The sequence below is a fragment of the Anaerotignum faecicola genome, assembly GCA_024460105.1.
Classification (GTDB): Bacteria; Bacillota; Clostridia; order Lachnospirales; family Anaerotignaceae; genus JANFXS01.
On sequence record JANFXS010000001.1, the window covers coordinates 143,650 to 168,667 of the forward strand.

22 protein-coding genes are annotated in these 25,018 nt (G+C 39.7%); 5 read left to right on the forward strand and 17 right to left on the reverse strand.

The features are described from left to right. The first annotated feature begins 67 nt into the window (after positions 1-67). On the forward strand, positions 68-955 hold the full coding sequence (locus tag NE664_00655; GenBank protein MCQ4725173.1) for a LysR family transcriptional regulator: 888 nt from the start codon (positions 68-70) through the stop codon (positions 953-955). 149 nt (positions 956-1,104) lie between these two features. Then, on the forward strand, positions 1,105-1,530 hold the full coding sequence (locus tag NE664_00660; GenBank protein MCQ4725174.1) for a hypothetical protein: 426 nt from the start codon (positions 1,105-1,107) through the stop codon (positions 1,528-1,530). A 253-nt stretch (positions 1,531-1,783) separates the two neighbouring features. On the opposite strand, the gene NE664_00665 is transcribed toward NE664_00660, so the two are convergent. Then, on the reverse strand, positions 1,784-2,587 hold the full coding sequence (locus tag NE664_00665) for an enoyl-CoA hydratase-related protein (protein ID MCQ4725175.1): 804 nt from the start codon (positions 2,585-2,587) through the stop codon (positions 1,784-1,786). Positions 2,588-2,730: 143 nt separating this feature from the next. On the opposite strand from NE664_00665, the gene NE664_00670 reads away from it, so the two are divergent. From NE664_00670 to NE664_00680, 3 genes are all read left to right on the forward strand, one after another. Continuing rightward, positions 2,731-3,411: an N-acetylmuramoyl-L-alanine amidase gene (locus tag NE664_00670; GenBank protein MCQ4725176.1), complete on the forward strand. Its 681-nt coding sequence runs from the start codon at positions 2,731-2,733 to the stop codon at positions 3,409-3,411. 94 nt (positions 3,412-3,505) lie between these two features. After that, entirely contained in the window at positions 3,506-4,684 is a 1,179-nt protein-coding gene (locus NE664_00675) for a DEAD/DEAH box helicase (GenBank protein ID MCQ4725177.1), read from the forward strand. A 65-nt stretch (positions 4,685-4,749) separates the two neighbouring features. After that, complete coding sequence (locus NE664_00680) at positions 4,750-5,055, forward strand: DUF1292 domain-containing protein (GenBank protein MCQ4725178.1); 306 nt, start codon at positions 4,750-4,752, stop codon at positions 5,053-5,055. Positions 5,056-5,637: 582 nt separating this feature from the next. On the opposite strand, the gene NE664_00685 is transcribed toward NE664_00680, so the two are convergent. From NE664_00685 to NE664_00760, 16 genes are all read right to left on the reverse strand, one after another. Next, positions 5,638-7,617: a fructose-1,6-bisphosphatase gene (locus tag NE664_00685; GenBank protein MCQ4725179.1), complete on the reverse strand. Its 1,980-nt coding sequence runs from the start codon at positions 7,615-7,617 to the stop codon at positions 5,638-5,640. Positions 7,618-7,697: 80 nt separating this feature from the next. Further along, the gene (locus NE664_00690; protein MCQ4725180.1) at positions 7,698-8,498 is read right to left on the reverse strand and encodes a hypothetical protein; all 801 of its coding nucleotides are present in this window, start codon (positions 8,496-8,498) and stop codon (positions 7,698-7,700) included. Between the two features lie 112 nt (positions 8,499-8,610). Next, the gene (locus NE664_00695; protein MCQ4725181.1) at positions 8,611-9,432 is read right to left on the reverse strand and encodes an amidohydrolase family protein; all 822 of its coding nucleotides are present in this window, start codon (positions 9,430-9,432) and stop codon (positions 8,611-8,613) included. Between the two features lie 429 nt (positions 9,433-9,861). Then, a complete protein-coding gene (locus NE664_00700; GenBank protein MCQ4725182.1) occupies positions 9,862-11,283 on the reverse strand; it encodes an FAD-binding oxidoreductase in 1,422 nt (473 codons plus the stop codon). Beyond that, positions 11,280-12,470 carry an electron transfer flavoprotein subunit alpha gene (locus NE664_00705; GenBank protein ID MCQ4725183.1) on the reverse strand — a complete coding sequence of 397 codons (1,191 nt, stop codon included), beginning with the start codon at positions 12,468-12,470 and terminating at the stop codon, positions 11,280-11,282. Before NE664_00705 ends, NE664_00700 begins: the two co-directional genes overlap by 4 nt. A 17-nt stretch (positions 12,471-12,487) precedes the next feature. Continuing rightward, positions 12,488-13,276 carry an electron transfer flavoprotein subunit beta/FixA family protein gene (locus NE664_00710; GenBank protein MCQ4725184.1) on the reverse strand — a complete coding sequence of 263 codons (789 nt, stop codon included), beginning with the start codon at positions 13,274-13,276 and terminating at the stop codon, positions 12,488-12,490. A 1,078-nt stretch (positions 13,277-14,354) separates the two neighbouring features. Beyond that, positions 14,355-14,987, reverse strand: a complete 633-nt coding sequence (locus NE664_00715) for an HAD family phosphatase (protein ID MCQ4725185.1) — start codon at positions 14,985-14,987, stop codon at positions 14,355-14,357. Beyond that, a complete protein-coding gene (gene thiE / locus NE664_00720) occupies positions 14,984-15,625 on the reverse strand; it encodes a thiamine phosphate synthase (protein MCQ4725186.1) in 642 nt (213 codons plus the stop codon). The genes NE664_00715 and thiE overlap by 4 nt, the downstream gene beginning before the upstream one ends. Beyond that, complete coding sequence (gene thiM, locus NE664_00725; protein MCQ4725187.1) at positions 15,612-16,451, reverse strand: hydroxyethylthiazole kinase; 840 nt, start codon at positions 16,449-16,451, stop codon at positions 15,612-15,614. Before thiM ends, thiE begins: the two co-directional genes overlap by 14 nt. A 2-nt stretch (positions 16,452-16,453) precedes the next feature. Beyond that, positions 16,454-16,954: an energy coupling factor transporter S component ThiW gene (thiW, locus tag NE664_00730; protein MCQ4725188.1), complete on the reverse strand. Its 501-nt coding sequence runs from the start codon at positions 16,952-16,954 to the stop codon at positions 16,454-16,456. A 399-nt stretch (positions 16,955-17,353) separates the two neighbouring features. Beyond that, entirely contained in the window at positions 17,354-18,313 is a 960-nt protein-coding gene (locus tag NE664_00735; protein MCQ4725189.1) for a SurA N-terminal domain-containing protein, read from the reverse strand. Positions 18,314-18,337: 24 nt separating this feature from the next. After that, positions 18,338-21,856 (reverse strand): transcription-repair coupling factor, encoded by a 3,519-nt coding sequence (gene mfd / locus NE664_00740; GenBank protein ID MCQ4725190.1) that lies wholly within the window; start codon positions 21,854-21,856, stop codon positions 18,338-18,340. Positions 21,857-22,038: 182 nt separating this feature from the next. Further along, a complete protein-coding gene (locus NE664_00745) occupies positions 22,039-22,782 on the reverse strand; it encodes a tRNA1(Val) (adenine(37)-N6)-methyltransferase (GenBank protein MCQ4725191.1) in 744 nt (247 codons plus the stop codon). Between the two features lies 1 nt (position 22,783). Further along, on the reverse strand, positions 22,784-23,692 hold the full coding sequence (locus tag NE664_00750; GenBank protein ID MCQ4725192.1) for a stage 0 sporulation family protein: 909 nt from the start codon (positions 23,690-23,692) through the stop codon (positions 22,784-22,786). Positions 23,693-23,695: 3 nt separating this feature from the next. Then, positions 23,696-24,679: a DNA polymerase III subunit delta' gene (holB, locus tag NE664_00755; protein MCQ4725193.1), complete on the reverse strand. Its 984-nt coding sequence runs from the start codon at positions 24,677-24,679 to the stop codon at positions 23,696-23,698. A gap of 8 nt (positions 24,680-24,687) precedes the next feature. Further along, a complete protein-coding gene (locus tag NE664_00760; GenBank protein ID MCQ4725194.1) occupies positions 24,688-25,014 on the reverse strand; it encodes a cyclic-di-AMP receptor in 327 nt (108 codons plus the stop codon). Between the last annotated feature and the right edge of the window lie 4 nt (positions 25,015-25,018).

The following is a 25,018-nucleotide window of genomic DNA, read 5'->3' on the forward strand; positions in this document are numbered from 1 at the left end:
TTGGCGCCGTAGGTTTATTCAAAAAAATTTACGGCGTTAATTTTATTAATTGTTTGGGGGCGTTAGTATGGATAACGACATACCTTTAGATTTGTACAAAATATTTTGTATTGTTGTCAGGACAGGCAACATGTCTTCTGCGGCTAAAGAACTTTTTATCTCCCAGCCGGCAGTCAGCATGTCGATACGCCAGCTTGAAGAACGCATGGGCGCGCCCCTTCTGATCCGTACAACAAAGGGCGTGCATACAACGCCTGAAGGCGGCGTATTGTATGAATATCTCGAACAGGCTTTAGCTCTTATTAAAACTGCCGAAAACAAATATATGGAAATGGTAAACTTAAAAACAGGCGAAATTAAAATCGGCGCAAGCGATACGGTTATTTCCAACCTGCTAATGCCATACCTTGAAGAGTATAACGTCAATAATCCGCATATAAACATCAAAGTCACAAACAAAACGACATATGAATCCCTTAAACTGCTAAAAAGCGGTATTGTCGATATATGCTTTGTAAACCTTCCTATACAAAAAGACTCGGATCTGCTTGTCCTTCCCTTTAAGACAATACAGGACTGTCTTGTTGGAGGTTCAAATTACAAGGAGCTTGCAAAAACAGGGATAGAGCTTAAATCAATAGACAAATATCCCCTCCTTCTTCTTGAAGATCTCAGCAACTCACGCCGATTCTTAAACGACTTTATGCAAAAAAACGGCGTTGTATTAAAGCCTATAATAGAGCTCGGTTCAAGCGATCTTCTTTTGGAGTTTGCCAAAATAAATCTCGGCCTTACTTTTGCAATAAAAGAATTCACAAAAGGCATGATTGACAACGAACAGCTTTTTGAAATCCCCGTAACTCCTGCAATCCCAAAACGCAGCATCGGCCTTGTGAAGCTAAAAAACGTAGCCCTTTCACATGCGGCAAAAAGCTTTGCCGATATGTTTGTTTAAAACTCATTACATTATGCAATTAAATTGAAACATTCCGTTTCATGGAAAGCGTACCCAGTAAGCTATGGCCGTTACCGAATAAGTTACCGAACATGTATAGGCAGCAAGTGTAGTTATAGCGATAAACCTGAAGTCAGGAGGGTATTTTTATGAAAAAAGTATTTAGATTATTATTGATAATTTGTATCTTTTCCTTAACCGGATGTACAAATAAAGCAATATCAGAAGTAAATATTGACTATGGAACATCATCTATCTATACGGAAGATGAAATGAATGACGCTATAGAATTAATTAAGAAAGAATTCAATACTTGGGACGGGTGCAAACTGCACAGCATTTCATATTCAACTGATGATGAATGCAGCGAATCCAACATTGAATGGTTAAACAAGATTGAAACGGCAAATGACAATAAGGAAACTTTTACGCAATGCATTATGTTTACCAGCAATTTCCATTCACCAAAAGAAGGCGGCGGCGCATGGAATGCAGATACGGAATATACCGATTGGCAATGGTGGCTGGCTCGTTCCGATAACGGCCAATGGAAACTAATAACCTATGGATATTAACAAACCTATGACTTTATATTCGTCTTCCGGCCATTTTACAACAACAATTCTCTGCTTTATAATTTTGACAGACACTCCAGCGATTCTGACAAATACTAATTTAAAATCTAAATTAAAATGCGGCAAAAACAAAAAACTCCCGCTTTATATGGCGGGAGTTTTTTACATCCAAAAACATTATAAATATCTGTTTCACATAAAAATTTCGCAGAATTCCGCATTATAAACGTATCTTTAAATCCTGCGTAAATTATTATTTTCCTGTAAATTCAGCTTTCCTTTTGTTAAGGAATGCGTCTACGCCTTCTGTTTTATCTGCCGTAGAGAAAAGGAGGCCTGTAACGTCCCTTTCAAGTTCAAGGGCGTCGTCTAAATCCATTTCTTTGCCTCTATTGATCGCTACTTTGCACATTGCAATAGCAATAGGAGCTTTTGAAAGGATAGTATTCATCATTTCTTTTGCGGCCGACATTAATTCTTCCGGTTCCACAACTTTATTAACAAGGCCAATCCTTAATGCTTCATCAGCCTTAACCTGCCTTGCAGTAAAAATCATTTCCTTTGCATATCCATATCCTACAAGCCTTGTCAAACGCTGCGTTCCACCGAAGCAAGGCATAATGCCGAGGTTAACTTCAGGCTGTCCGAAAACTGCCTTTGTGCTTGCTATCCTTATATCGCATGCCATTGAGATTTCGTTTCCGCCGCCGAGCGCATATCCGTTAACAGCGGCAATAACAGGTTTTTCAAGTTTTTCTATTGAAGAGCATGCAGCCTGACCGAGTTCAGCGCATTTCCTTCCGCCGATAGCGTCAAGAGGTACAAACTGTGAAATGTCGGCGCCTGCAACAAATGATTTTTCACCTGCTCCTGTAATAATAACGCCCTTTACCGCCTCATCTTCTCCGATACATTCCATAGTTTTTTTAATTTCTTCAAGCGTTTCCGCATTTAAAGCGTTAAGAGCCTTAGGCCTGTTGATTGTAACAACGGCAATCGCACCGTCCATTTCAACAATAAGGTTGTTAAGCGTTTCTTTAAGTTCTGCTAATTTCATTATAATATTTCCCCCTTAATTTTCGCATACACGAATAAATATGTACAAAATTATTATATCCCCGCATAAGTTATAAATCAATAATAAACCGCCTTTTTTGGAATAAATTATATAAATATATGCAAAAACAGAAGGTGATTAAGTTGAGATTTAAAAAAACTGCCATAAGCCTGTTTACAATTTTAATAGCGGCGGCCTGCTGTAAAAACTGTATTGACTTTAAAACAGCGGAAACAATGATGCCCCTGGGTCATAAAACAATAGTAATCGACGTTGGACACGGCGGCTTTGATCCGGGCAAAACGGGCACAAACGGAAAAAATGAAAAAGATATAAACCTTGCAATAGCGCTGAAACTCCAAACATATCTTGAACAGGCAGGCGCTGTTGTAATAATAAGCCGCATAACAGACGAGGCATTGGGAGAAAACAAACGCGAAGACATGCGCGAAAGGAAAAACATCGCCGACTCCTCAAACGGCGACCTGCTTATAAGTATACACCAAAACGCTTTTACATCGCCCGGCGCGAAGGGAGCGCAAGTCTTTTACTACAACGGTTCATCCGAAGGCGAAGCATTGGCAAAACATATACAGGAAAGCCTGAAAACGTATGCGGACCCAAATAACAGCCGTCAGATTAAAGCCAATACAGATTATTACATACTCCGCAAACCTGAAATGGCAGCGGCGCTGGTTGAATGCGGTTTTCTGAGTAATCCTGCCGAAGAAAGCCTTTTAAACAGCGATGAATATCAAGAGAAACTTGCATGGGCAATATATATCGGCGTTACAAATTACCTTACTGAAAAAGACACGGCTTAAATTTGTTTACACATTTTAAAAAAACATATATAATCAAAACAGTGTATTTTTTATCTAGTTAATATATGTTTATATGGAAAAGAAAGGGAAAAATATGGATTTTAAAGAACTAGGAATAAACGAAAGCCTTATAAACGGCCTCCATGCCCAAGGCATAAACTCTCCCACACTGATACAGGAAAAAGTTATACCTGAAATGCTTAAAAGAAAAAATATAATAGCCAAAAGCGAGACGGGCAGCGGCAAAACCCTTGCATACCTCCTGCCGATATTTATGACAGCCGATCCCGGCGTAAGAAGCACACAGGCAATAATAATAACGCCAACTCATGAGCTAGCCGCTCAGGTAAACCGTCAGGCACAAATACTTTCCGAAAATTCAGGCTCTGAAATAAAATCCGCCCTTATAATAGGCGGCGCAAGCATAAGCCGGCAGCTTGAAAAGCTGAAGGAAAAGCCTCAAATAGTGATCGGTTCCGCAGGACGCATATTGGATTTAATCAAAAAGAAAAAAATACAGGCGCATACATGCCGTACAATAGTAATCGATGAAGCCGACAGGATGCTTGATCCACTTAATATCGAAAATATAAAAGCTGTTGTAAAAACAACTCTTGCAAGCGAAAGGCAGATAGTTATGCTTTCGGCTTCTATAAGCGGACAAACGAAAAAAGCGGCTTCCGAAATAGCCGGAAATATTATTTCAATAGAAAAAGAAAGAGGTATAATTCCCGAGAATATAGGCCACTATTATATTGTTTGCGACAAGAGAGACAAGATTGTTTTACTGAGGAAAATAATAGCGGGCCTGAAACCGGAAAAAACAATAGTTTTCCTCAACAACCCAAACAGTATTGAAGAAATGGTTGAAAAGCTCAATTATCACGGTCTCAAATCCGGCGGAATATATGGCGCCGCACATAAAAACGACAGGCGTACCGTAATGGATAACTTCCGCGAAGGCAGAATAAATATTCTCGTTTCATCGGATATAGGCGCAAGAGGCCTTGATTTTGACGATGTGAATATTGTGGTAAATATTGATATTTCAGAAGAACCGGTATATTATCAGCACCGGGCCGGAAGAACAGGGCGCAATGGTTCGGAAGGAACGGTTATAAATCTTGCCTCCCCAAATGAAATTAAATGGCTTAAAAAATACGAAAAAGCTTTCGACATCAATATAATTGAAAAAACAATGAGTTACGGAGCTTTATCGGATCCTGTTGAAAAGCATCGTTCTAAAAAAATTAAGAAAATTGTAAAAAAATAATTCGTTTTATGAAAATATATGGTATACTGTATCTATAAACCAATAACCTAAAGGAGGCTATTAATATGAATAACGATAACCACAACTGCGGATGCGGGTGTGATCACGACCATGAGCATGAAGAAATGGAAACAATGACCCTTACCCTCGACGACGATACCGAACTCGAATGTGGAATAATAGGCGTATTTGAAGTTGACGGCAAAGAGTATATCGCCCTTCTTCCGCTTGACAACGAAACAGTGCTTATATATGAATATAAAGAAAACGGCGACGACGTTGAACTCGGACTTATCGAGGACGACGATTTATTTGAAAAAGTAAGCAATACATTCTATGACCTTTGGGAAGAGGAAGAAGAGGAAGAATAATAATATACGGCGGCTTATATAAAGGCATTAATTCATAACTTATTTTATGCCATTATATAAGCCGCCGTTTTAAATTTAACGCATCATATTCAACGTTAAAATATATGTCCGTTCAAAGCCTGACATCCGGACAGTTCAAAAAATATACGTTTCCAATAATTAAAAATTTTTAATCAATTTATAACTTTGCTTTACAATGGCACACACGCCTTACAAGGAAAATTTCCCGAATTTCGGCGCGGCATATTCTCTTTGCCGGATCGGCGGCGCCTTCGCATATGCGCCTTGAACAGCAAAATTTTTTCTTGCGGTAGCGAAAAGTTTTAAGCGTCAGATTAGGCAAAAATGAGCGGGCGCCGCTAATCCGACGCCAAACGACTTTAACACGGCTATTGTGCCGCATCGGCCGTTTAAAACCATGTACGCCATTGCAAACCGAATCTATATACCATATATACTGCATTTCCACCGTATTTCAGATTCTTTCTACATGATCCCAAACCTATTTTTAAACTTATCCTCTTTAGGCCATTATAAAAACAGGCCGCATTACACAAAGCGCGCCTGTTTTATAATAATGTTTTATATCTCCTTAATTATGCCTTTATGATATGCGTCAAGCAGCTTTTCAAGTTCCTGTATGTTGCTTCTAAGCTCTGCTCCTATATCGGTATTTGCCACCCTTATACGTTCCTGCGAATACTGTAAGGCAACTGTCGAAGAATATATATCCTTTTCTTCCGCAATAGCCTTTTCCGTACTTTCAAAAGGTTCATGGCTGACAAGAACAAGGCCGTGGGAGTTATATATCAGCGTATATCCTGCAATACCCGTTACGCTTTGATAAGCCTTTGCAAATCCGCCGTCGATAACAAACAGCCTTCCGTTGGCCTTAATAGGGCTTTCCCCTTTTGCAACTTTAACAGGCACATGCCCGTTAATAATATGGCTCCTTTCAGGATCCATTCCGAAATCAGCCAATATCATTTTGCATATGTCCTCATCGTTCCTTAAAGAATAAAACGGATTGCTTATTTCTTTGTGCGATTCCTTGTCGTCAATAAAATATCTTTCAAAAGTAGTCATTTTCTTTTTGCCGAACACAGGCGAATCCTCTCCGCACCATAAATACCAAATCAGATCCATACATATACGTTTTTCATCGGAATGCGGTTTATTAAAATATCCTTCCCGTACCGCCCTGTCAACGGCGTCAAAATATTCGGCCCCCTTAACCCTTTCGCCCCGGAAGTTCACAATTTTGAGCGTTCCGTCCTCATTCATAGGAACGCAGCCGTGGAACATAAGGTTTGAATTGAATTTTTTATACAGGCTTCCGGCGCTGTATAAAAATCTTATATGCTCCTGGAGTTTTTCACTGTTTACAAAAGAAAACTTTATTTTATCCATAACAAACTGTTCTTCTTCCGTAAGTTCATACGGATTTGACGGATTAACTGTAGGGAAATTAGTGTCGTTAAGCTGGTATTCTTTTCCTTCAATCGTAACCGTTCCTTTTTCAAGATCCATACTGCCAAGGAGCAGCCTGTTTTCCATTTTAAACTCAGGATTACGCATTATAATTTTTGCTTCTTCCTTAAACTGCATAACCGAAATAGCTTTGTGCATTTTTGCAATAAGTTTTGCATCCTTATCGCTTATAAGTTCGTCGGGCTGTGTTTTCGGCATGAAATTTTCACATGGATCGTCGCCGTAAACTTCAATGGCAAATGTAGCAAGCGGTATAAGATTAATGCCGTAATCTTCCTCTATAGTATCGAGATTGGCGTACCGTGCCTGTATTCTCAGGACATTGCATATAAGAGCCTGGCATCCCGCCGCCGCCCCCATCCAGCTTATGTCATGGTTGCCCCACTGTATATCGACAGAATGGTACTTTAATATTAAATCCATTATCTTAGCCGCCTTAGGCCCTCTGTCATATATATCGCCTATCACATGAAGCTGATCTATTGCAAGGCGCTGTATAAGGTTTGATATAGAAATAATAAATCTGTCTGCTTGATAAAGCCGTATTATAGTTTCTATAATTTCATTAAAATACATCTGTTTATTTGTATCGCTTCTGTCCTCGTGCAAAAGCTCCTCAATTATGTAAGCAAACTCCTTTGGGAGCGCTTTCCTTACTTTTGAACGGCTGTACTTAGACCCTAAAACCTTGCATATTGTCACAAGCCTGTATAAAGTAATCTTGTACCAGTCAAAAATCTCTGTTTCTTCCTTTTTAACCTGTTCAAGTTTCTGTTCGGGATAATAGATCAAAGTTGCGAGAGCCTTTTTTTCACTTTCACGCATTTCCGTGCCGAAAATCGCGCTTATCTGATTTTTAATAACTCCCGACGCATTTTTTAACACATGGCTGAAAGATTCATATTCCCCATGTATATCGCTTACAAAATGCTCCGTGCCTTTAGGCAGATTTAATATAGCCTGAAGGTTAATTATCTCAGCGCTTGCACTGTTTATATCAGGGTACTTTTTTGAAAGAAGTTTTAGATATTTCAATTCCTCCTTAGAAAAACCGCTCATATCAGCTACCATAAAATCCCTCCTTATATTTAATATTTAAACTTTATTACCGCAAAATGATCCGCCGTAAAAATAAAAACGGCAGAAAACGGCTAATTTCCTAAGTTCGGGCATTCGCCCGCAACAGCTTTTCTGTTGACATAAAAAAGCGTGCTTGTTACCAGGAAAAAACAGCTTATTGTAATACTTACAATTCCTGCCAATATATCCCCTGCAACTCCCATATTAAAAACAGCAAAAACATAGCTTATTAAATTATTTATAGAATAATCCATAACAAATATTACAAAAACCGGTACCGCAGTTTTCAGAAATCTTCCTTTTGAAAGGATATAGCTGTATTTTAAAGCTTCAACCGTGCCTTTTTTGTCGAGTATAATGGCATAAGAATAAAAATATAATGTTACATAAAAGAATATGGCGGGTATTATAAATAACATAATTCCCGTAAATATTATAAATTCATATATAAGCGAAGCTATAATCAATACCGCCCCACATGAAAAACTTTCTTTTATCGCGTCGAATGAACGCGTAATTTTTCCGTAAAGCAAATCTTCCGTTACCCTTGCAACAGCCATTGTTACAAGAGGAATAAGCGCGCCTTGTACCGCAATTATTACAATATAATACAGTCCAAGCTTTTCAAATGTCCCGTTCACCAACAGATTTTTCATCTGCTCCACATTGGTATACGCGCCTACAATATTATTTGCATCCATAAAATTAAACATTGACACAATAATATATGACAAAAATATATTTATCGGAAGACCTAACAAAATCGAAATATCAAGTATTGATTTAAAACATGTTTTATACACCGTTTTAGAAATTGCCATTAGTTCAAATATATTAAATTCACGTTTTTTAAGTTCCTCAATAGGCAGCATGGTATCCTCCTTTATTTGTTATACTGAATGATATTATACTATTTTTCCCATGAAAATAAAAGGAGTTTTTAACCATGTAATTTCCTTCGGTTTTTGTCGGAATATTCCGCTCCTAAATCTTCAGGCCGTATATCCTCTTGGCGTTTTCATAAAAAACTTTTTCATGTTCGCTTTCGGGAATTAAAAACCTTGCAAACTCCAAATAATTTTCAATATTTACTATGGGCCAGTCCGTCCCGTATATAATGCGGCTGTAATCGCCTATATATCCAAGCCATGTTTTAATCATGTTTATATAATTTAAATTTTCGTTTATAAACTTTCCAACGTCAAACCTGCCTTCAAGTATACCGGAAATATCGGCGTACACATTACGGTTTTTTTCAATCACCGAGGCCGCGTCGCAAAGCCATGGATTTCCGAAATGGCACATAACAAAGTTTACTCCCGGATGGCTGACGGCCGCCTCGTCAACTGTAAGCGGGTGGCTGTACTTTAGCAGGGAACCCCCTTTTTTTGTATTTGCCACTGCTCCGGTATGTATTGCGACAGGCTTATTGTACTTTTCCGCAAGTTTATAAAAAGGTTCGTAAATCTCATCATAAACATAAAAATGGCAGTAACCCGGGTATAACTTTATTCCGACACATTCATCCCTTTTAAGATGAAGTTCAGCCATTTCCACAAAATATTTTAAAGGCCTTTCATTAAAAGTATTGCTGTCAAGGCCGACGCAATAACTCATGTATTCCGGATATATATGGTTTTCAAGCTCCAAATCTAAATTTCCCATAACAATGGCATGACATATATTGTTTTTTTCAAAAACTTCTTTTAAATGCTTTTCACTGTTTATATGCCCGGATGAAGCGGCCACCTCTGAAAAATTTTCATATTCAGGCCTGAAATGTATATGCCCGTCGATAATTTTCATAATTCTCACCTCTGTAAATTAAATATGCCGGATTAAGTATACCACAATTATACAAATTATACACGATAAGAACAGAAGGTTTATTTACAAATGTCTTTTATAAGCCTCAAAATCCATAATTTTAGTTAAACATAGCGCAATAGGGACGCCATACAATTTATTGACGGCTGTTATTCAATATATCCATATGCCGCAATTAAACAAATCAATATTTACAACAGGAATTCGCTGTGACATGGCGCCGTCATTAAACAGACGAGTTACCTCTGCTCCCATTAAACCGAGGCAAAATTCATATTTTCTTCTTAAACTTACATACATATTATCTATGTCTTTTTTTAATCCTAGGGTTTCATAGCGCGTTTTTATGTTTACCGGCGCAAAAAAGAACGGCCTTCTTTTAAAAGCCGTTCCTTTTTGAGGGAAATATTATATTTTATCACAATAAACCTTTCCGGGGTTTAGGATAAACTTTGGATCGAAGGCCGCTTTGATGCCTTCCATAATCTGTATATTCTTTTCGCCGAGGGACTGTTCCAAATATCCTACTTTGGCATGCCCTATGCCGTGTTCGCCCGAAACCTGGCCCCCCATTTCTTCGGCTTTATCATACATCTTTTTCATAACTTTGTTAAGGCGTTCCATCCATACGTCCTCTTCGAGATCGTCCTTACATACATAAACATGGATGTTCCCATCGCCGGCATGGCCGAAACTCCTAATCCTGATTTCACATTCCTTTTCAAGGCCGTTTACAAATTTAACAAAATCGGCAATTCTGTCCCGCGGTACAACAACGTCACATTCGTCCATTGCAGGCGTCGAACTTTTAATAGCCTCAAGGAACGCCCCCCGTGCGGACCAAATCGCTTCCTTCCTTTCTTCGGTATCGGATATAAAAACGTCCTCGGCGCCGCAGTCAAGGCATACTTGCGCAACGCTGTCACAGATACTGTCAGTTTCTTCTTTTGTATTTCCGTCAAAAGAAAGTATTAAATAAGCGTCGGAGCCCTTGTCTGGGAACACCTTTCCCAAATATTCTTCTGCCGCCATTATGACTTCTCTCTGCATAAATTCAAGCGTTGTAGGTATAAGTTTATTTTCAAAAAATTTAGGCACTGTATCAATACATTTGTCAAGATCCGGAAACGGTACAAGAAGGCTTACGCTCCTTTTCGGAAGAGGTATAAGCTCCAAAGTTATTTTCGTTACAAAACCGAGCGTTCCCTCCGAGCCTATCAATATATCAAGCAGGCTGTATCCGGAACTGTTTTTAGCAACATTGCTGCCTAAGTTTATTACTGTCCCGTCGGAAAGCACAACTTCCATGGCCCTTACATAATCCCTTGTAACGCCGTATTTAACAGCCCTCATGCCTCCGGCGTTCGTCATTACGTTGCCTCCGATTGTAGCGCTTTTCTCGCCTGGATCGGGAGGATACAGAAGCCCTTTTTCCTGAACAATAGCCGCAAGCTCCATAAGCATAAGCCCCGGCTCTACCGTTATAGTAAGGTTATTCATATCAATACCGATAACCTTATTCATTTTTGCCGTAGAAAGCATAACTCCTCCGAATTTTGCAACGGCTCCTCCGCAAAGCCCCGTACCGCTGCCCCTCGGTACAACGGGTATGCTTCTTTCCCAGCAATAACGCATTATATTTGAAACTTCTTCAGTGGTGAGCACTTCAACTACGGCTTCAGGAGGATATTTACCATATTCCGGCATTTCGTCATGGTAATAGTCAAGATTTATCGCATCTTTTACAAATACTCTTTCAGGCGAAGTCATATCAATAAGATCCTTTATATTTTCATCGCTGACTTTATTATAAACCGGTTTGTATGTCATGCTAAAGCGCCTCCTTCTTCAAGCCTTTTTGTCATTTCGGGTATTATTTCGTATAAATCTCCCACTATACAATAGTTTGCTATATTAAATATGTTGGCGTTTGGATCGCTGTTTATGGCAATAATACATTCGGAGTTTTTCATTCCTGCCGCAAACTGTATTGCTCCCGATACGCCGCATGTTATAATAAGTTTCGGTTTTACAGTCCTTCCCGAAAGGCCGATCTGTTTTGTATAATGAAGCCAGCCCTTTTCTATTATCGGTCTTGTTCCCGCTATCCTTGCGCCTATCTTATCTGCAAATTCCTGAATCATGTCAAAGTCAGCCTTAACCTTAATCCCACGGCCGACTGCCACAAGCACCTCGGCCTCTGCAATATCTTCCGTTTTAACAACAGGAACGCTTTTTATAACTTCAATAGCGTCCTTAACCATGCTGTCCGCAACGCCGCACCTTACTATCTCAGCCTTTGGATTGTCACGCCGTTCAGCCTTGTTCATGACTTTGCACCTGACTGTGGCAAACTGCGGGCGTGCATTTTGAGTCACTATCTGCGCCATTATATTGCCGCCGAATGCCGGCCTAATCTGGACTAAATCGGAATTTTCTTTTATATCAAGCATTGTGCAGTCAGCCGTTAACCCTGTCCTGAACCTTGTCGCCAAGCTTGGGGCAAGGGAACGGCCTACAGGCGTAGCCCCTACAAGCACAACGGACGGCTTTATTTTATTTATACAGTCCTCAACTACATTCGGATAAACGTCGCCTTTAAAATACCTGAGTCTTTCATCCTCATATATATAAACTTTATCGGCGCCGTAAGCAATAACTTCCTTTGCAATTCCTTCCAGCCCTTCAGCTCCCAATACTACGGCATAAACCTGTTGTTTTACTTTTTCGGCAAGCTCAAGCGCTTTACCTACAAGTTCAAGTCCTACGCTGTGGGCCGCCCCTCCGTCAACTTCTATGAACACAAGTATCCCTTTCCACTCGTCTTTATTCACAGCGCGCACTTTTGCAGTTTCAAAAGAAATTGCTTCGGCAGGACAAGCTTTTATACAAAGCTTGCAGTTTTTGCATCCCGCCCCTACTTCAGGCCTCCCGTCTTTCATTTCTATTGCATAAAACGGACAAGCGTCAACACATTTGCCGCATCCGATACATTTTCCGTTATTTATAACAATCATAATGACGCCTCCCTATTTTAAACATACTTTCCTTTTTTAAGCACATCCATAAAACCGTCGCATTGTTCCATAAAGCTCCCTCTGATAAAAACGCTGTCGCCCTTTGTTTCCGGCGGGAATATCCTTTCAACGCTCGTTCCTGAACCCATAAGTCCGTAATTGCTTTCGTCCCTGTCGCCGAATTCATTTAATGTCAAAGTCGCAACCGGCCTGTCTTTCGTTTGTATTTTCTTTTTATAGGAAGGCAGTCTGGGTTCAAATACGCCTTTTTCAACTGTAATTAAACAAGGATATTTAACTTTCACAGTCTGTGTAAACGTATTTAAGTCCTGCTGAACCGTTATGTACTGTTCGTCAAAATCTATAAGCTTATCAACCCATGCAGCGTGCGGTATATCCAAAAATTCGGAGATTGCCGGGCCAACCTGTGCAGTATCCCCATCGGTTGTCTGTTTGCCGCATATTATAATGTCAAACTCCCCAATCATTTTAATGCCTTGGCTTAAAGTATAGCTTGTGGCAAGCACATCGCTTCCGGCAAAGCGCCTGTCGCTGAAGAGGTAACCGTTATCAACGCCCATTGCATAAGCTTCTTTTATTATTTCCGTTGCCTGCGGCGGCCCCATCGTACATACAGTAACTGTGCCGCCTGTTTTTTCTTTCATTTTAAGAGCAAATTCTATCGCGTATAAATCATACGGATTCATTTTTGAATCCACGCCGTCTCTTTTAAGCGCGCCTGTATTTTGATCTACCTCCACTTTGTTTGTGCCCGGAACCTGCTTGATACAAACAACGATGTTCATATAAATTCCCCTCTCCCAATAAACAATAACATACTCTTACAGTGAAAAATCAGTTCTTGGCCTAATATTTCCAAGTTAGAATACCGCTAAATCAAATTCTTCAGCTCTGCTGCTTAGTTTTAAATTTCGGCTTTTTAATTTAAAAAATGTATTCCATGAAGCATCGAAAGCGGTATTATTTAATTACAAATTGCCTCCTCTTTGTGCGCCTCCTTTTTGCCTGATTTTCCTTAACAGAAATTGTGAAGGAAAAAACTATCTGTCAGGTTGTCAGACCACTATACCAACATACTACATTATTACCAAAAATTTGTAAAGTAGTTTTTGAAAAAAACAAAAAATATTTTGCATGGAAACTGCTTTGTTTACGAAACAACCTTATTTTTAAGGTTTTTAAATACCGTTTTAATATAATAACAATAAAAAACATGCCGAAAAAAGTATTTCAAAGCATGTTTTGGATTGTTTTTCTCAATTTTCGCATGTAAAAAAAATAACAATAAAAGAAAAAATTATACTCTTCAATTATATATAACGTAATATAATAAACACATTATAAATTGTTGCAGATTTTAACCGAAATTAATTTCATGTCAGCTTAAACCGATACTAATTGTTTTAAAATTTATTAACAGCTTCGGCTGATTTTAACATACAGCATAGCTCAATAGCCGCGTTAAAGCCGCTTGACACAGTGTTTGCCGTTCCTGCTCATCTTTATTTTGCTCTTGCGGCACTGCGGCCCGTTAAAACCTTCCGGCCTAACAAGTGAAAAATTTCTTCTGTTCAAGATATATATACACAGGCAATCGGCTCCTACGGCAAGCATATGCAACACTGAAATTCGGAAATATTTCATTGCCATGAGTATATGCTCCTGTAAACCGAAGTTGCCGTCAATATATTAATTATGTCAATTAATATTCGGCCATTGATATATATAAACTTCCGGGGGGCATAGCGCCTTAATATTCCCCAATAATTCCCCTTGCCATGAACAAATCCGGCTTAATTATAAATATAAAAACGGCCGCACAGCAAAGTTCGGCCGTAAATATCTTATACTATTTAATATTCCTTATATAAGCTCTTTATAAGTTTTAATATACATATCGGCCGTTTTAATTATTGTATCCCTATCGTCCTTAGAGCTTTCATCTTCAACGGCAACAGTATAATATCCCCTGCCTTTTGCATTTACAACGCCATGGCATGCATCCTCAAAAACAGCCGTATCCGCTGCCGTTCCCCCCAGCCTTTCGGCCGCGGCGTCATATATTTCGCCGCTTGATTTACTCATGCCAAGTCCCGTGCATGTAAAAATACCGTTTATAAACTTATCTATGCCAAGTCGTTTTACAGCCGGGATAACATAATCTTCTTCGGAAGCGGTAAGAATACACATGTTTGTACCCTTTTTGTATTCCTTTTCCAAAAATTCGTACGCATATGGTTTCAGAGGTATTGTATTTGCATAGCAGTCTTTAACCATTGATATAATCGACGAAATCATGTGATCAAAACTGCATTCAAGCCCTAAATTTTCGGCGAAATATCGGTGGCTTTCTTCAAAAGACATAGTTTTAAAAATTTCTTCAATATCTTCCGGCGGCTCAACGCCGTTGTCTTTAAGAAACTTTTTGCCTACGCCGTTCCAAACGGGCATTGAATCTATCAAAGTGCCGTCAAGGTCAAAAATTATATTTTTCATTTTCCAGTCATCTCCTCAGAAAGCTTAAGGAGTTCTTTTGCGGCGCAATATGCATCATCCGCGGCAAACAAGGCGGAAACTACGGCTACACCGTCCGCTCCGGAGCCTTTAAGTTCCAATATATTATTTTTGTTAATTCCGCCTATGGCAACCACCGGAATAGAAACGCTTTCCGTAATTTTTTTCATTTCTTCAAATGTTACGGCCGTAGCGTCCAATTTAGTATCTGTATGGAACACGGCCCCGACGCCTATATAATCCGCACCGTTTTTTTCAGCCTGCAAAGCTTCTTCAAAGTTGCCTGCCGAAATACCGATAATTTTATCTTCTCCCAGTATCTGCCTTGCCTTCCTTGCCTCCATATCGCTTTGTCCAATATGTACTCCATCGGCGTCGACAGCTTTTGCAACTTCTATATTGTCATTGATAACAAACGGGACTTTGTATCTGTCTGTCACTTCCTTGATTTTTTTAGCTTCGGAAATAAATTCCTTTTCCGAAATGTCTTTTTCCCTCAGTTGGACAAATGTCGCCCCTGCCTTTAAGATTTTTTCAACTTCGTCTTCAAGCTTTCTGCCGTTAAGCCATGTCCTGTCAGTAACGGCATATAAAAGCATCGTTTCTTTATCTAACTTCAATTTTAGCGCCCTCCTTAAAAACATCCGCCGTCATTTTGCTTACATAATCAATAAGGTGCATACGGAAAGACGACGTTCCTCCTTCAGTTTCAACTGTTTTTTTGTAAGCAAGCTCGCCTGCATATCCAAAACTGCTTACGGCAACAGCAGCCGCGTTAAGTATATCGTCGGGATTTGCCGAACAAAAAACGCCGATTAAACTTGAAAGCATGCATCCGGTTCCCGTCACCTTGGACATAATATTGTGCCCGTTTTTGATTATATAAGCTCTGGTACTGTCTGATATTATATCAAATTCACCGCTTATGGCAATAACCGCGCCTGTTTTTCTGCTTAATTCTTTGGCAAATCCGACTGTTTTGTCCAAATTTTCATATGTAACTTTATCGTTTTCATCCGCGTCAACGCCTTTAGCCGCACCGCTTCCGGTAGCTAAAAATTTAATCTCCGATATGTTTCCCCTGATAACGGAAAAATTTACATTTTCCATAAGTTTAAAAAGGACGCTGTTCCTTTTTGCCGCCGCCCCTGCTCCAACAGGATCAAGCACTACGGGATGTCCGATATTGTTGTTCATTTTTCCCGCCCTGATCATGCTTTCCACCAAGTAATCGCTTATATTCCCCATGTTTATAACAAAACCCGCGCATGCTTTTGTTATATCCTCTACCTCGTCGGGATTATCCGCCATTGTAGGGGAACCGCCGGCGGCAAGCGTAATATTGGCGCAGTCATTTACAGTTACGATATTTGAAATATTATGTACTATAGGTTTTTTATTTTCAATATTTTTAAATATAACCTCCGCATTTTTAAATAAATCCATAATTATTCAGCCTCCTTTTGAAGTTTGTAAAGTATACCTGATTTTTTCATTGCCTTTAAGAGTACGACGGCGCACAGCGATCCGAAACATGTGCTTATCATAAATGCCGGAATATATGTAAATACTGCTACGCCCGGTGTTCCATAATAAAATTTGGCAAGAGGATAAGAGCAAAGCGCACCCAGTATCCCTGTACCGAATATTTCACCGCCTACGGCCGCCCACATATTTTTTGTTTTGCCGAAAAGCACAGCCGCCAAGAATGCTCCTATAAGCCCTCCCGGGATTGAAAACAGATCCTCTCCCATAATAACAAGCTTCATAACGGTTAAAAGCACAGAACATACGAAACCGTATACGGGCCCGAGAAGCACAACGCCCGAAACATTAATCAAATGCTGCATTGGAGCCGCATAACCGGGTATCCTGAATATCGGAGTCAGAACAAACCCTAATGCTGCCCATACCGCTGTGAGAACAAGTTTTTTTGTTTTTGAATCCATTTTTATTCCTCCTTATAATAAAAAATTTTTTTATTTTGCAGGCCTTATATTCAATACATATTGATGCTATATTTATTATTTAAATCAAAACAGCCTAATTATAATGTCGAACATACCGCCTGCTATAATTTACATTATTTTCCATAAAAACAGCAAAAAATGGGCCACACCCGCGGTGGTGTGCCCCATAGACTGCAACGTTTATTAAATTATATTTATTATAAATAACCGGGATAAGTTTGTCAATAAAAAATCAACGCCGCTTAAAATTAAAACTGTAAACACTGTATCGAATCCTACGGCCATTCGTCTTAAAAATGTTTCTTCAAAAACTCAATTCATGGTTCCACGCCATATCTTATAAGTTTCACGGCATAAGTAAAAATGTCTGTAATACTCTTATACGTCCACTTCTATTTTATTCCATGCCTCTTCGTTTCTGTATATGCTTGATTCCATCTGCCACTTTTCAAATTCTGCGCTGAAAATATTTTGCCACACCGAATTTGTATAGTCTTCCCTGAGTTTGGCAATAACTTCTTCCCTGCTGCTTTCCTTTATTTCCATAACCCTGAATACGACGAATCCGTTGTTAATTTCTTCGGGTTTTGATATAAAACCCTCCTCAACACCTATAAATTCTCCCCATTCGCCCTCCAGTTCATTTTGATGCAGAGTTATATTTCCGCCGTCTCCCCAAGCGATTTCGGAAACATTATATTCATTGTAAAGCTCTTCAAAATCATCTCCGTTTTGAAGCCGCCCATATACTTCGTTTATTTTTTCCTCTTCGGTACAGAATATACCTTTCAGCTTTATCTGCCTTAATCCTGCCGCTGTGCTTTCATAATAGCTTTTGTAATACGCTTCATACTCAGCTTCGCTTATGGCATAATCCTTAACGACATACTGGCGAACTTTTGAATAAAGCATTTCATCGTTAAGCACTTTCTGCATAAGCTTAATATTGCTTTCAGTGTTTTCCATTCCGTATGCCTCAAGGTATTCCGGAGCCTGACGTGCCGTTTGTTTTTCTTCGTCCTCAGTAAGCGATATATTAAAATCATTAGCCTTCTGCGCCGTAATTTTAACGGCCGTCATAGAATTTAAAGCGCTTTCCTTCACTACATCTACAGCGCTGCGGCCGTCAAAATCCGTTTCCCATATATCATAGCCGCCTATTTCCTCAAAACTTTTTACAGCTTCGTTCAAATATATATTAAATTCTTCCGCGCTGATTTCTTCGCCGTTTATAACCATAAAATCAGGCGGAGTTTCTTCCTTCTCAACAGTGCAGCCTGAAAATACAATTGAGGCCGCCAGCAGCACAGCGGATAATATTAATTTTACATTGTTCATCAAGCCCACCTGCTTTCAAATTAATTATAAATTTTGTATTTCCTTTAACCTCTCCAGTATAATTTTAACATAAGTTATAGAATCAATACCTTCATTTTCATTCGTTTTTATTGTTATATATGGATTTGTAGCCGATGTAAACAAATACCTTCTCGGATTTTCCGCAACAACTCCCACAATAGCGGCAGGATTTATCTTTGCATCGCCTTTAAACGTCACGACAATATTAGCCTGTTTTTGTACAATAGAAAGTATATCAAGGCTGTGCGCGTCATTTTTCACCATAACAATCTCCAAAAGCATCTGTACGCTTTTAGGGATATTCCCGTATCTGTCCTCAATTTCTTCCTGAATATCAAAATAATCGTCTTTATTTGATATAAGGGATATTTTTTTATAGATTTCAAGCTTTTGTTCTTCATTCTTAATATAAAAGGGAGGTATATAAGCATTAACATTCAAATCTACCATCGTTTCAAATTCTTCTTCAATCTTTTCACCACGCAGCTCTTTAACTGCCTCGTCGAGAAGTCTGCAATACATGTCATATCCTACGGCTTCCATATGACCGTGCTGTTCCGCACCCAAAAGGTTGCCGGCTCCCCTGATCTCTAAGTCCCTCATTGCAATTTTAAACCCTGAACCGAATTCTGTAAACTCTTTTATTGTCTGAAGGCGTTTTTCAGACACTTCATTAAGTATTTTATTTTTACGGTACATCAAATAAGCATATGCCATCCTGTTGCTTCTTCCCACTCTTCCTCTAAGCTGGTAAAGCTGGCTAAGCCCCATTCTGTCGGCATCCTGTATAATAATCGTATTTGCGTTGGGTATGTCAAGCCCCGTTTCGATTATAGTTGTGCATACAAGCACGTCGATTTCGCCTTCTATAAAATCTTTCATTATTACTTCAAGTTCGCGTTCAGTCATCTGTCCATGGGCAAAAGAAACCCTTGCCTGAGGCACGAGTTCCTGTATTTTAAACGCTGTTTGTGAAATGCCGTCAACCCTGTTATACAGGAAATATACCTGTCCGCCCCTTGATATTTCCCTCAGTATGGCGTCCTTTATGAATTCCGGGTCGCTTTCCATCACATAAGTTTGGACGGGATGCCTTTCAAGCGGCGGTTCTTCAAGTATACTCATATCGCGTATTCCCGAAAGGCTCATGTGAAGCGTTCTCGGTATAGGAGTTGCGGTGAGCGTTAAAACATCAAGATTTTCTTTCATTGCCTTCATTTTTTCTTTGTGGGCAACGCCGAATCGCTGCTCCTCGTCAATTATGACAAGCCCCAAATCCTTAAACTTGACGTCCTTGCTTAAAATCCTGTGCGTGCCTATTACAATATCGGCAAAGCCCTGCTCCAAATCTTTTATAGTTTGTTTCTGCTGCTTGGGGGTTCTGAACCTGCTCATAAGCTCTACTTTTATCGGATAATCCCTCATACGGCTGACAAAAGTATTGTAATGCTGCTGTGCAAGTATAGTTGTCGGAACAAGGTATGCAACCTGTTTATTATCCTGTACGGCTTTAAAAGCCGCCCGTATCGCAACTTCCGTTTTCCCATACCCAACGTCGCCGCATATAAGGCGGTCCATAACGCGAGGGCTCTGCATATCCTTCTTTACGTCCTCTATGGCCATAAGCTGGTCGTCTGTTTCGGTATAAGGGAAAGTTTCTTCAAACTCTTTCTGCCAAAGGTTGTCCTCAGAATATACAAATCCCACCGCCGCCCTGCGTTTTGCATAAACTGCAATCAGATCTTCGGCAAGTATTTTAACCGCCGCCCTTACTTTTGCCTTCGCTTTGTTCCAGTCGTGTCCTCCGAGCTTATTCAGGCGCACTTTTTCACTGTCGCTGCCTATATATTTCTGTACGGCGTCCATCTGGCTTACCGGTATAAACAGGCTTCCGCCGTCGGCATAGCTTATTTTCATATAATCTTTGTTTGCACCGTCTACGGTTATTTTTTCAAGTCCCCTGAAAACGCCTATACCATGGCTTTGGTGAACAACGTAATCGCCGACTTTAAGATCTGTAAAGCTCTGGATTGTTTTTGTATTCTTATTTTTTTTCTTCGGCTTTTTGTTTTCGCGTCCGTCAAAAATTTCATGGTCGCTGTAAACCGCAAATTTAATGTCCCTGTACTCAAATCCGCGGCTTAAACTTCCTTTTGAAATATATATGCCGCCCGGCTTAAAGTCTATTTTTTCAAGGGTTTCCGAAAATCCTGCGGCAACGCCCTTATCAAGAAGTTCCTTAACCATCCTTTCACCGCGGCTCATGCTTGAAGTAAGCACAACAATGCTGTAGCCGTTTTCCTTAAGGCTTTTAACTTCATCGCAAAACAAATCCGTATGGTTATTAAACGAGGCTGTGCTTTTGACATAAAAAGGTATTATATCCTTAAAGTTAAAATAGCTTATTGTTTTTGATATGGTCGTAAAAACGGCAATCCTGTACCCTTCGCTTATTTTAACTATATCCGTATAATTAAATACATTGTCAGCTTCCCTTTTTAGTACATACCCTTTTAATATACGGCTTTTGATGCTTTCTTCAAATCGCTTGTAAGCAGTCTGCGCCTGATTCATCAACCTTTGAGGATCGTCTAGAAATAAAATCGTATCCTTCGCAAAATAATCAAGTATATTCCCTGTGTCCTCGTAGAAATACTGTATATATGCGGCTATATTTTTAACATATTTTTCTGTTTTTAACCGCTGTATGTCTTCGCCCACATGCTCGTCAAGCTTTTCCGCTTCCTCATCCATGCCTTTTTTTTCAAAAGACGCCCGTGTTTTTTTATACTCCTTCTCCATAAGGCCGACTGCTTTTTCCAATTCCTTATTACCGTATACAACGTCGCCTATGGGAAATATTTTAACGCTTTTCACCCTTTCCATGGATCTCTGTGAATTTGTATCCATTGTTCGTATCGAGTCTATCTCGTCGTCCCACATTTCTATGCGAGCCGCCGTTTCCTCAACAGGGGAATAAATATCTATAATCCCTCCGCGTACAGAGAATTGCCCGGCGCCTTCTACAAGATCTGTCCTCTCATATCCCATAAGTATAAGTTTTTCAATAAAGCCGTCTATATCCAAAACCTGGGCTTCTTCTATATTTATGACATACTTTTCAAAATCCACCCGGCGCATTTTTCTGTCCATAAGGCTTTCAACTGACATAACGGCCACAAGCCGCTCGTTTTCTAAAAGGGAATTTATAATACCTGCCCTCTGCATTTCGGTTTCCTTACTGTGAACGTCGGCGTCATAAAAAATCAAATCCCTTGAAGGATAAAACCTTACATTTTTAACAAAAAATTTCAGATCGTCATAAATTTCCTTTGCTTTAAAATCATTCTCGGCCACAATAACAGCCGGAACGTCGATATTTTCAATCACAGCCCCTATAACATGGAGCCATTGTACATCTATAACGCCCGATACTAGAATGGGAGTAATATCGTTTTTTAAATCTTCCAAAACGGCTTTAAAAGAGTCCAACTCCAAAAGAGGCTTTGATATTGCGCTCAAAAAATCCACTTCCTTCCTGCAAAAAGCAAGCAATTTAACCCTTGTACAAAAATACAAGGGTGGTATAAAAAATATTTATTTGTCGCTATTTGTTTCCGCCTGCCAAATTAACGGCAGGCTTGATCATAAATTGCACGCTTAAACTTATAAAACCCATGCCGATAAAAACAAAGCGGTATTCTTTACCCGTAATATATATCAAACGCTTCTTTCGTATATACGCCTGGGCTTTCATATATAATAAGCGATGGCAATACTTTAACCATAGGCCTGCCGCTTCTTGAAGCTTCAATAAGCACCATTGCCGGCTCCTTATGGGAATACGCCTGTATAAACCGCACTTTCTTTGGCTCAAGTTTATACTTCCTTAAAGTACACATAATATCAGTAAGCCTGTGCGGCCTGTGTATCATATAAAATCTTCCGCCGAATTTAAGAAGTTTGGAGGAAACGCGCGCAATATCCTCCAGATTCACAAGTATTTCATGCCGTGCTACGGCTTTAGGGCTGTAATTATTCGTAAGCCCTCCGCCGCTGTTCATATACGGAGGGTTTGTAGTTATAACGTCAATAGACGACGGCTTAAAAATTGAACCCGCGTCTTTTATATCGCCGTGTATAATCTCAATCTTATCTTCAAGGCCGTTCAGCTTAACGCTTCGGGCAGCCATTTCAGCACTTTCCCGCTGTATTTCAAGGCCGTAGAATTTCTTGCCTTCGGTTTTCGCTTCCATTAAAATAGGAATAATTCCGGTACCCGTGCCGAGATCCACAACAATTTCGTCTTTGCCGGCATTGGCAAAACCGCTTAAAAGCACTGCGTCAACTCCAAAACAAAATCTTTTCGGATCTTGTATAATAAGATAACCGTTCCTGTGCAGGTCGTCAACACGTTCATATTCTTTTATTTCAACAGGATATTCCATATCAATCATCCAAATCCAAATTAAGTATATCTTCGTCAATACATTCAACAGCCGTTTTCCCTTCGCCGTCAGCATGATTTTTATGTTTCTTTTTGCTTTTTATTACTTCAATTTCATTAACATTATAAAAAGCTATTGTAGGCGGATCGTTCTCCTTTTTCCGTACCACGGCCTTAACATTCTGCATCAGAACATTCACGGACATTATTTCTCCTGTTCCGTCAGGCGTTGAAATAATATCGCCCACGTTAGGAAGTCTGCTGTTTAATTCCTCATAAACATCCTCTTCATATTTAAGGCAGCACATAAGCCTTCCGCATATGCCGCTTATTTTGGTAGGATTTAAAGAAAGGTTTTGTTCCTTTGCCATTTTAATTGATACCGGAGTGAAATCTCCAAGGAAAGTAGCGCAGCAAAGCGGACGGCCGCATATACCTATGCCGTTAAGCATTTTGGCTTCGTCCCTGACGCCAATCTGCCTAAGTTCTATCCTTGTTTTGAATATCGACGCAAGTTCTTTGACAAGCTCTCTGAAATCAACCCTTCCGTCGGAAGTAAAATAAAATATAAGCTTGTTGTGATCAAACGTAACTTCAACGTCAACCAGTTTCATATCAAGCCCATGTTTGGCTATTTTCTCTTCGCAAATTCCAAAAGCTTCTTTTTCCTTGATTTTATCTTGTTCTTCCTGACATATATCCATGTCTGTGGCAATCCTGATAACTTTTTTAAGCGGCTGAAAAACTTCGCTGTCTTTGACAAGCATGTTTCCCTTTACGACACTGCCGAATTCAACGCCCCTAGCCGTTTCAACTATAGCAAAATCGCCCTCTTTGATTTTCAGCCCGTCGGGCGCAAAATAGTACACTTTTCCGGCCTTTTTAAACCTTATGCCAACAACTTCTACCATGTATTAATTCTCCTTTATTTTCATAAGCGTCGTTTCCATTGCAAGCTGAAAACTGACATTGCGCCCAACCAGCTTTTTGCCGTACCAAATCGCGTCAAGAGCCCTTATGATACTTTCAAAGCTTTCTTTTTCAGCCTGCTTTGATATTTTATCAGCCTTGTCCTTTTCAATTATATATTTATGGTTTTCCAAAGCTTTTGCGGCAAGTAAATCACGGTACCACAAATACATAATATCAAATATTTCTTCGTTTGCGCCGAACTCTGCTTTGATTTCTCTGCCCCAGCCTAAAATCTCGGCAAGATTTGCACTTTTAACGCCGAAAAGCCTGTCGGAAATATATTCCCTCATTTTATAAAAATTTTCGTCGTTTTTTAGCCGAACGGCTTTGCCTATACTTCCTCCGGCATATTCCGCAAGGAATTGGGCTTCCTCAGTTGGAACGCCGAATTTTTTTGATATATATTCCGAAACTTCCGTATTGCTTAACGGATTTATCTTAAAAACTACGCATCTTGACAAAACTGTAGGCAAAAACATATCCATATTCCCTGCAAGGAGTATAAACACGGCGTATTCCGGCGGTTCTTCAAGAGTTTTAAGAAAAGCGTTCTGTGCCGCCGCCGTCATAGTTTCGGCTTTATCTATTATATAAATTTTGCGGCCGGATTTATATGGCTTAACGGCCACGTTTTCTATAACCTGTTCGCGAATATCCTCAACGCTTAACGCTTTTGTTTTTGACGGCGCAACAAAAAAAACATCCGGATGATTTCCGCGGTCAAACACTCTGCATGAACGGCATGTTCCGCAGGCGTTTCCGTTTTCACAGCTTAGCGCCTTTGCAAATGTCTTTGCAATAAGCTTTTTCCCGCTTCCTTCAGAACCGCAAAATATATATGCGTGCGATACCTTATTATATTTTATTGCCGATTTGAGATTTTTTATAAGCCCGCCGTTGCCTATAATTTCCGAAAAACTATACATATGCGCCCCTAAATTTTGAGGAACTGCTCCACATCAAGCACAAATACCGTGGCGCCGCCGATTTGTACCTCTATAGGACGGCGCATAAAGCCCTCGACATTTGTATACGGAGTACTGTCCCCGACAACTTTCTTTCTTGTTTTGCACCGCTCTTCAAATATTCCCGTTACCTCGTCTACTTTATCGTCTTCAACGCCTATTATAAGAGTTGTGTTGCCAACCCTCAAAAAACCTCCTGTTGAAGCCATTTTGGTAACCATAAGCCCTTTTTGGTTCAAAATACGGATAATATCGTTGGCATCGTCGTCATGTACTATAGCTAAAACAAGTTTCATAAAA

Coding starts and splice junctions, on each gene's coding strand:
- NE664_00655 (MCQ4725173.1), top strand. CDS start 68: ATGGATAACGACATACCTTTAGATTTGTACAAAATATTTTGTATTGTT.
- NE664_00660 (MCQ4725174.1), top strand. CDS start 1,105: ATGAAAAAAGTATTTAGATTATTATTGATAATTTGTATCTTTTCCTTA.
- NE664_00665 (MCQ4725175.1), bottom strand. CDS start 2,587: ATGAAATTAGCAGAACTTAAAGAAACGCTTAACAACCTTATTGTTGAA.
- NE664_00675 (MCQ4725177.1), top strand. CDS start 3,506: ATGGATTTTAAAGAACTAGGAATAAACGAAAGCCTTATAAACGGCCTC.
- NE664_00680 (MCQ4725178.1), top strand. CDS start 4,750: ATGAATAACGATAACCACAACTGCGGATGCGGGTGTGATCACGACCAT.
- NE664_00685 (MCQ4725179.1), bottom strand. CDS start 7,617: ATGGTAGCTGATATGAGCGGTTTTTCTAAGGAGGAATTGAAATATCTA.
- NE664_00690 (MCQ4725180.1), bottom strand. CDS start 8,498: ATGCTGCCTATTGAGGAACTTAAAAAACGTGAATTTAATATATTTGAA.
- NE664_00695 (MCQ4725181.1), bottom strand. CDS start 9,432: ATGAAAATTATCGACGGGCATATACATTTCAGGCCTGAATATGAAAAT.
- NE664_00700 (MCQ4725182.1), bottom strand. CDS start 11,283: ATGACATACAAACCGGTTTATAATAAAGTCAGCGATGAAAATATAAAG.
- NE664_00705 (MCQ4725183.1), bottom strand. CDS start 12,470: ATGATTGTTATAAATAACGGAAAATGTATCGGATGCGGCAAATGTGTT.
- NE664_00710 (MCQ4725184.1), bottom strand. CDS start 13,276: ATGAACATCGTTGTTTGTATCAAGCAGGTTCCGGGCACAAACAAAGTG.
- NE664_00715 (MCQ4725185.1), bottom strand. CDS start 14,987: ATGAAAAATATAATTTTTGACCTTGACGGCACTTTGATAGATTCAATG.
- thiM (MCQ4725187.1), bottom strand. CDS start 16,451: ATGGATTTATTTAAAAATGCGGAGGTTATATTTAAAAATATTGAAAAT.
- thiW (MCQ4725188.1), bottom strand. CDS start 16,954: ATGGATTCAAAAACAAAAAAACTTGTTCTCACAGCGGTATGGGCAGCA.
- NE664_00735 (MCQ4725189.1), bottom strand. CDS start 18,313: ATGAACAATGTAAAATTAATATTATCCGCTGTGCTGCTGGCGGCCTCA.
- NE664_00745 (MCQ4725191.1), bottom strand. CDS start 22,782: ATGGAATATCCTGTTGAAATAAAAGAATATGAACGTGTTGACGACCTG.
- NE664_00750 (MCQ4725192.1), bottom strand. CDS start 23,692: ATGGTAGAAGTTGTTGGCATAAGGTTTAAAAAGGCCGGAAAAGTGTAC.
- holB (MCQ4725193.1), bottom strand. CDS start 24,679: ATGTATAGTTTTTCGGAAATTATAGGCAACGGCGGGCTTATAAAAAAT.
- NE664_00760 (MCQ4725194.1), bottom strand. CDS start 25,014: ATGAAACTTGTTTTAGCTATAGTACATGACGACGATGCCAACGATATT.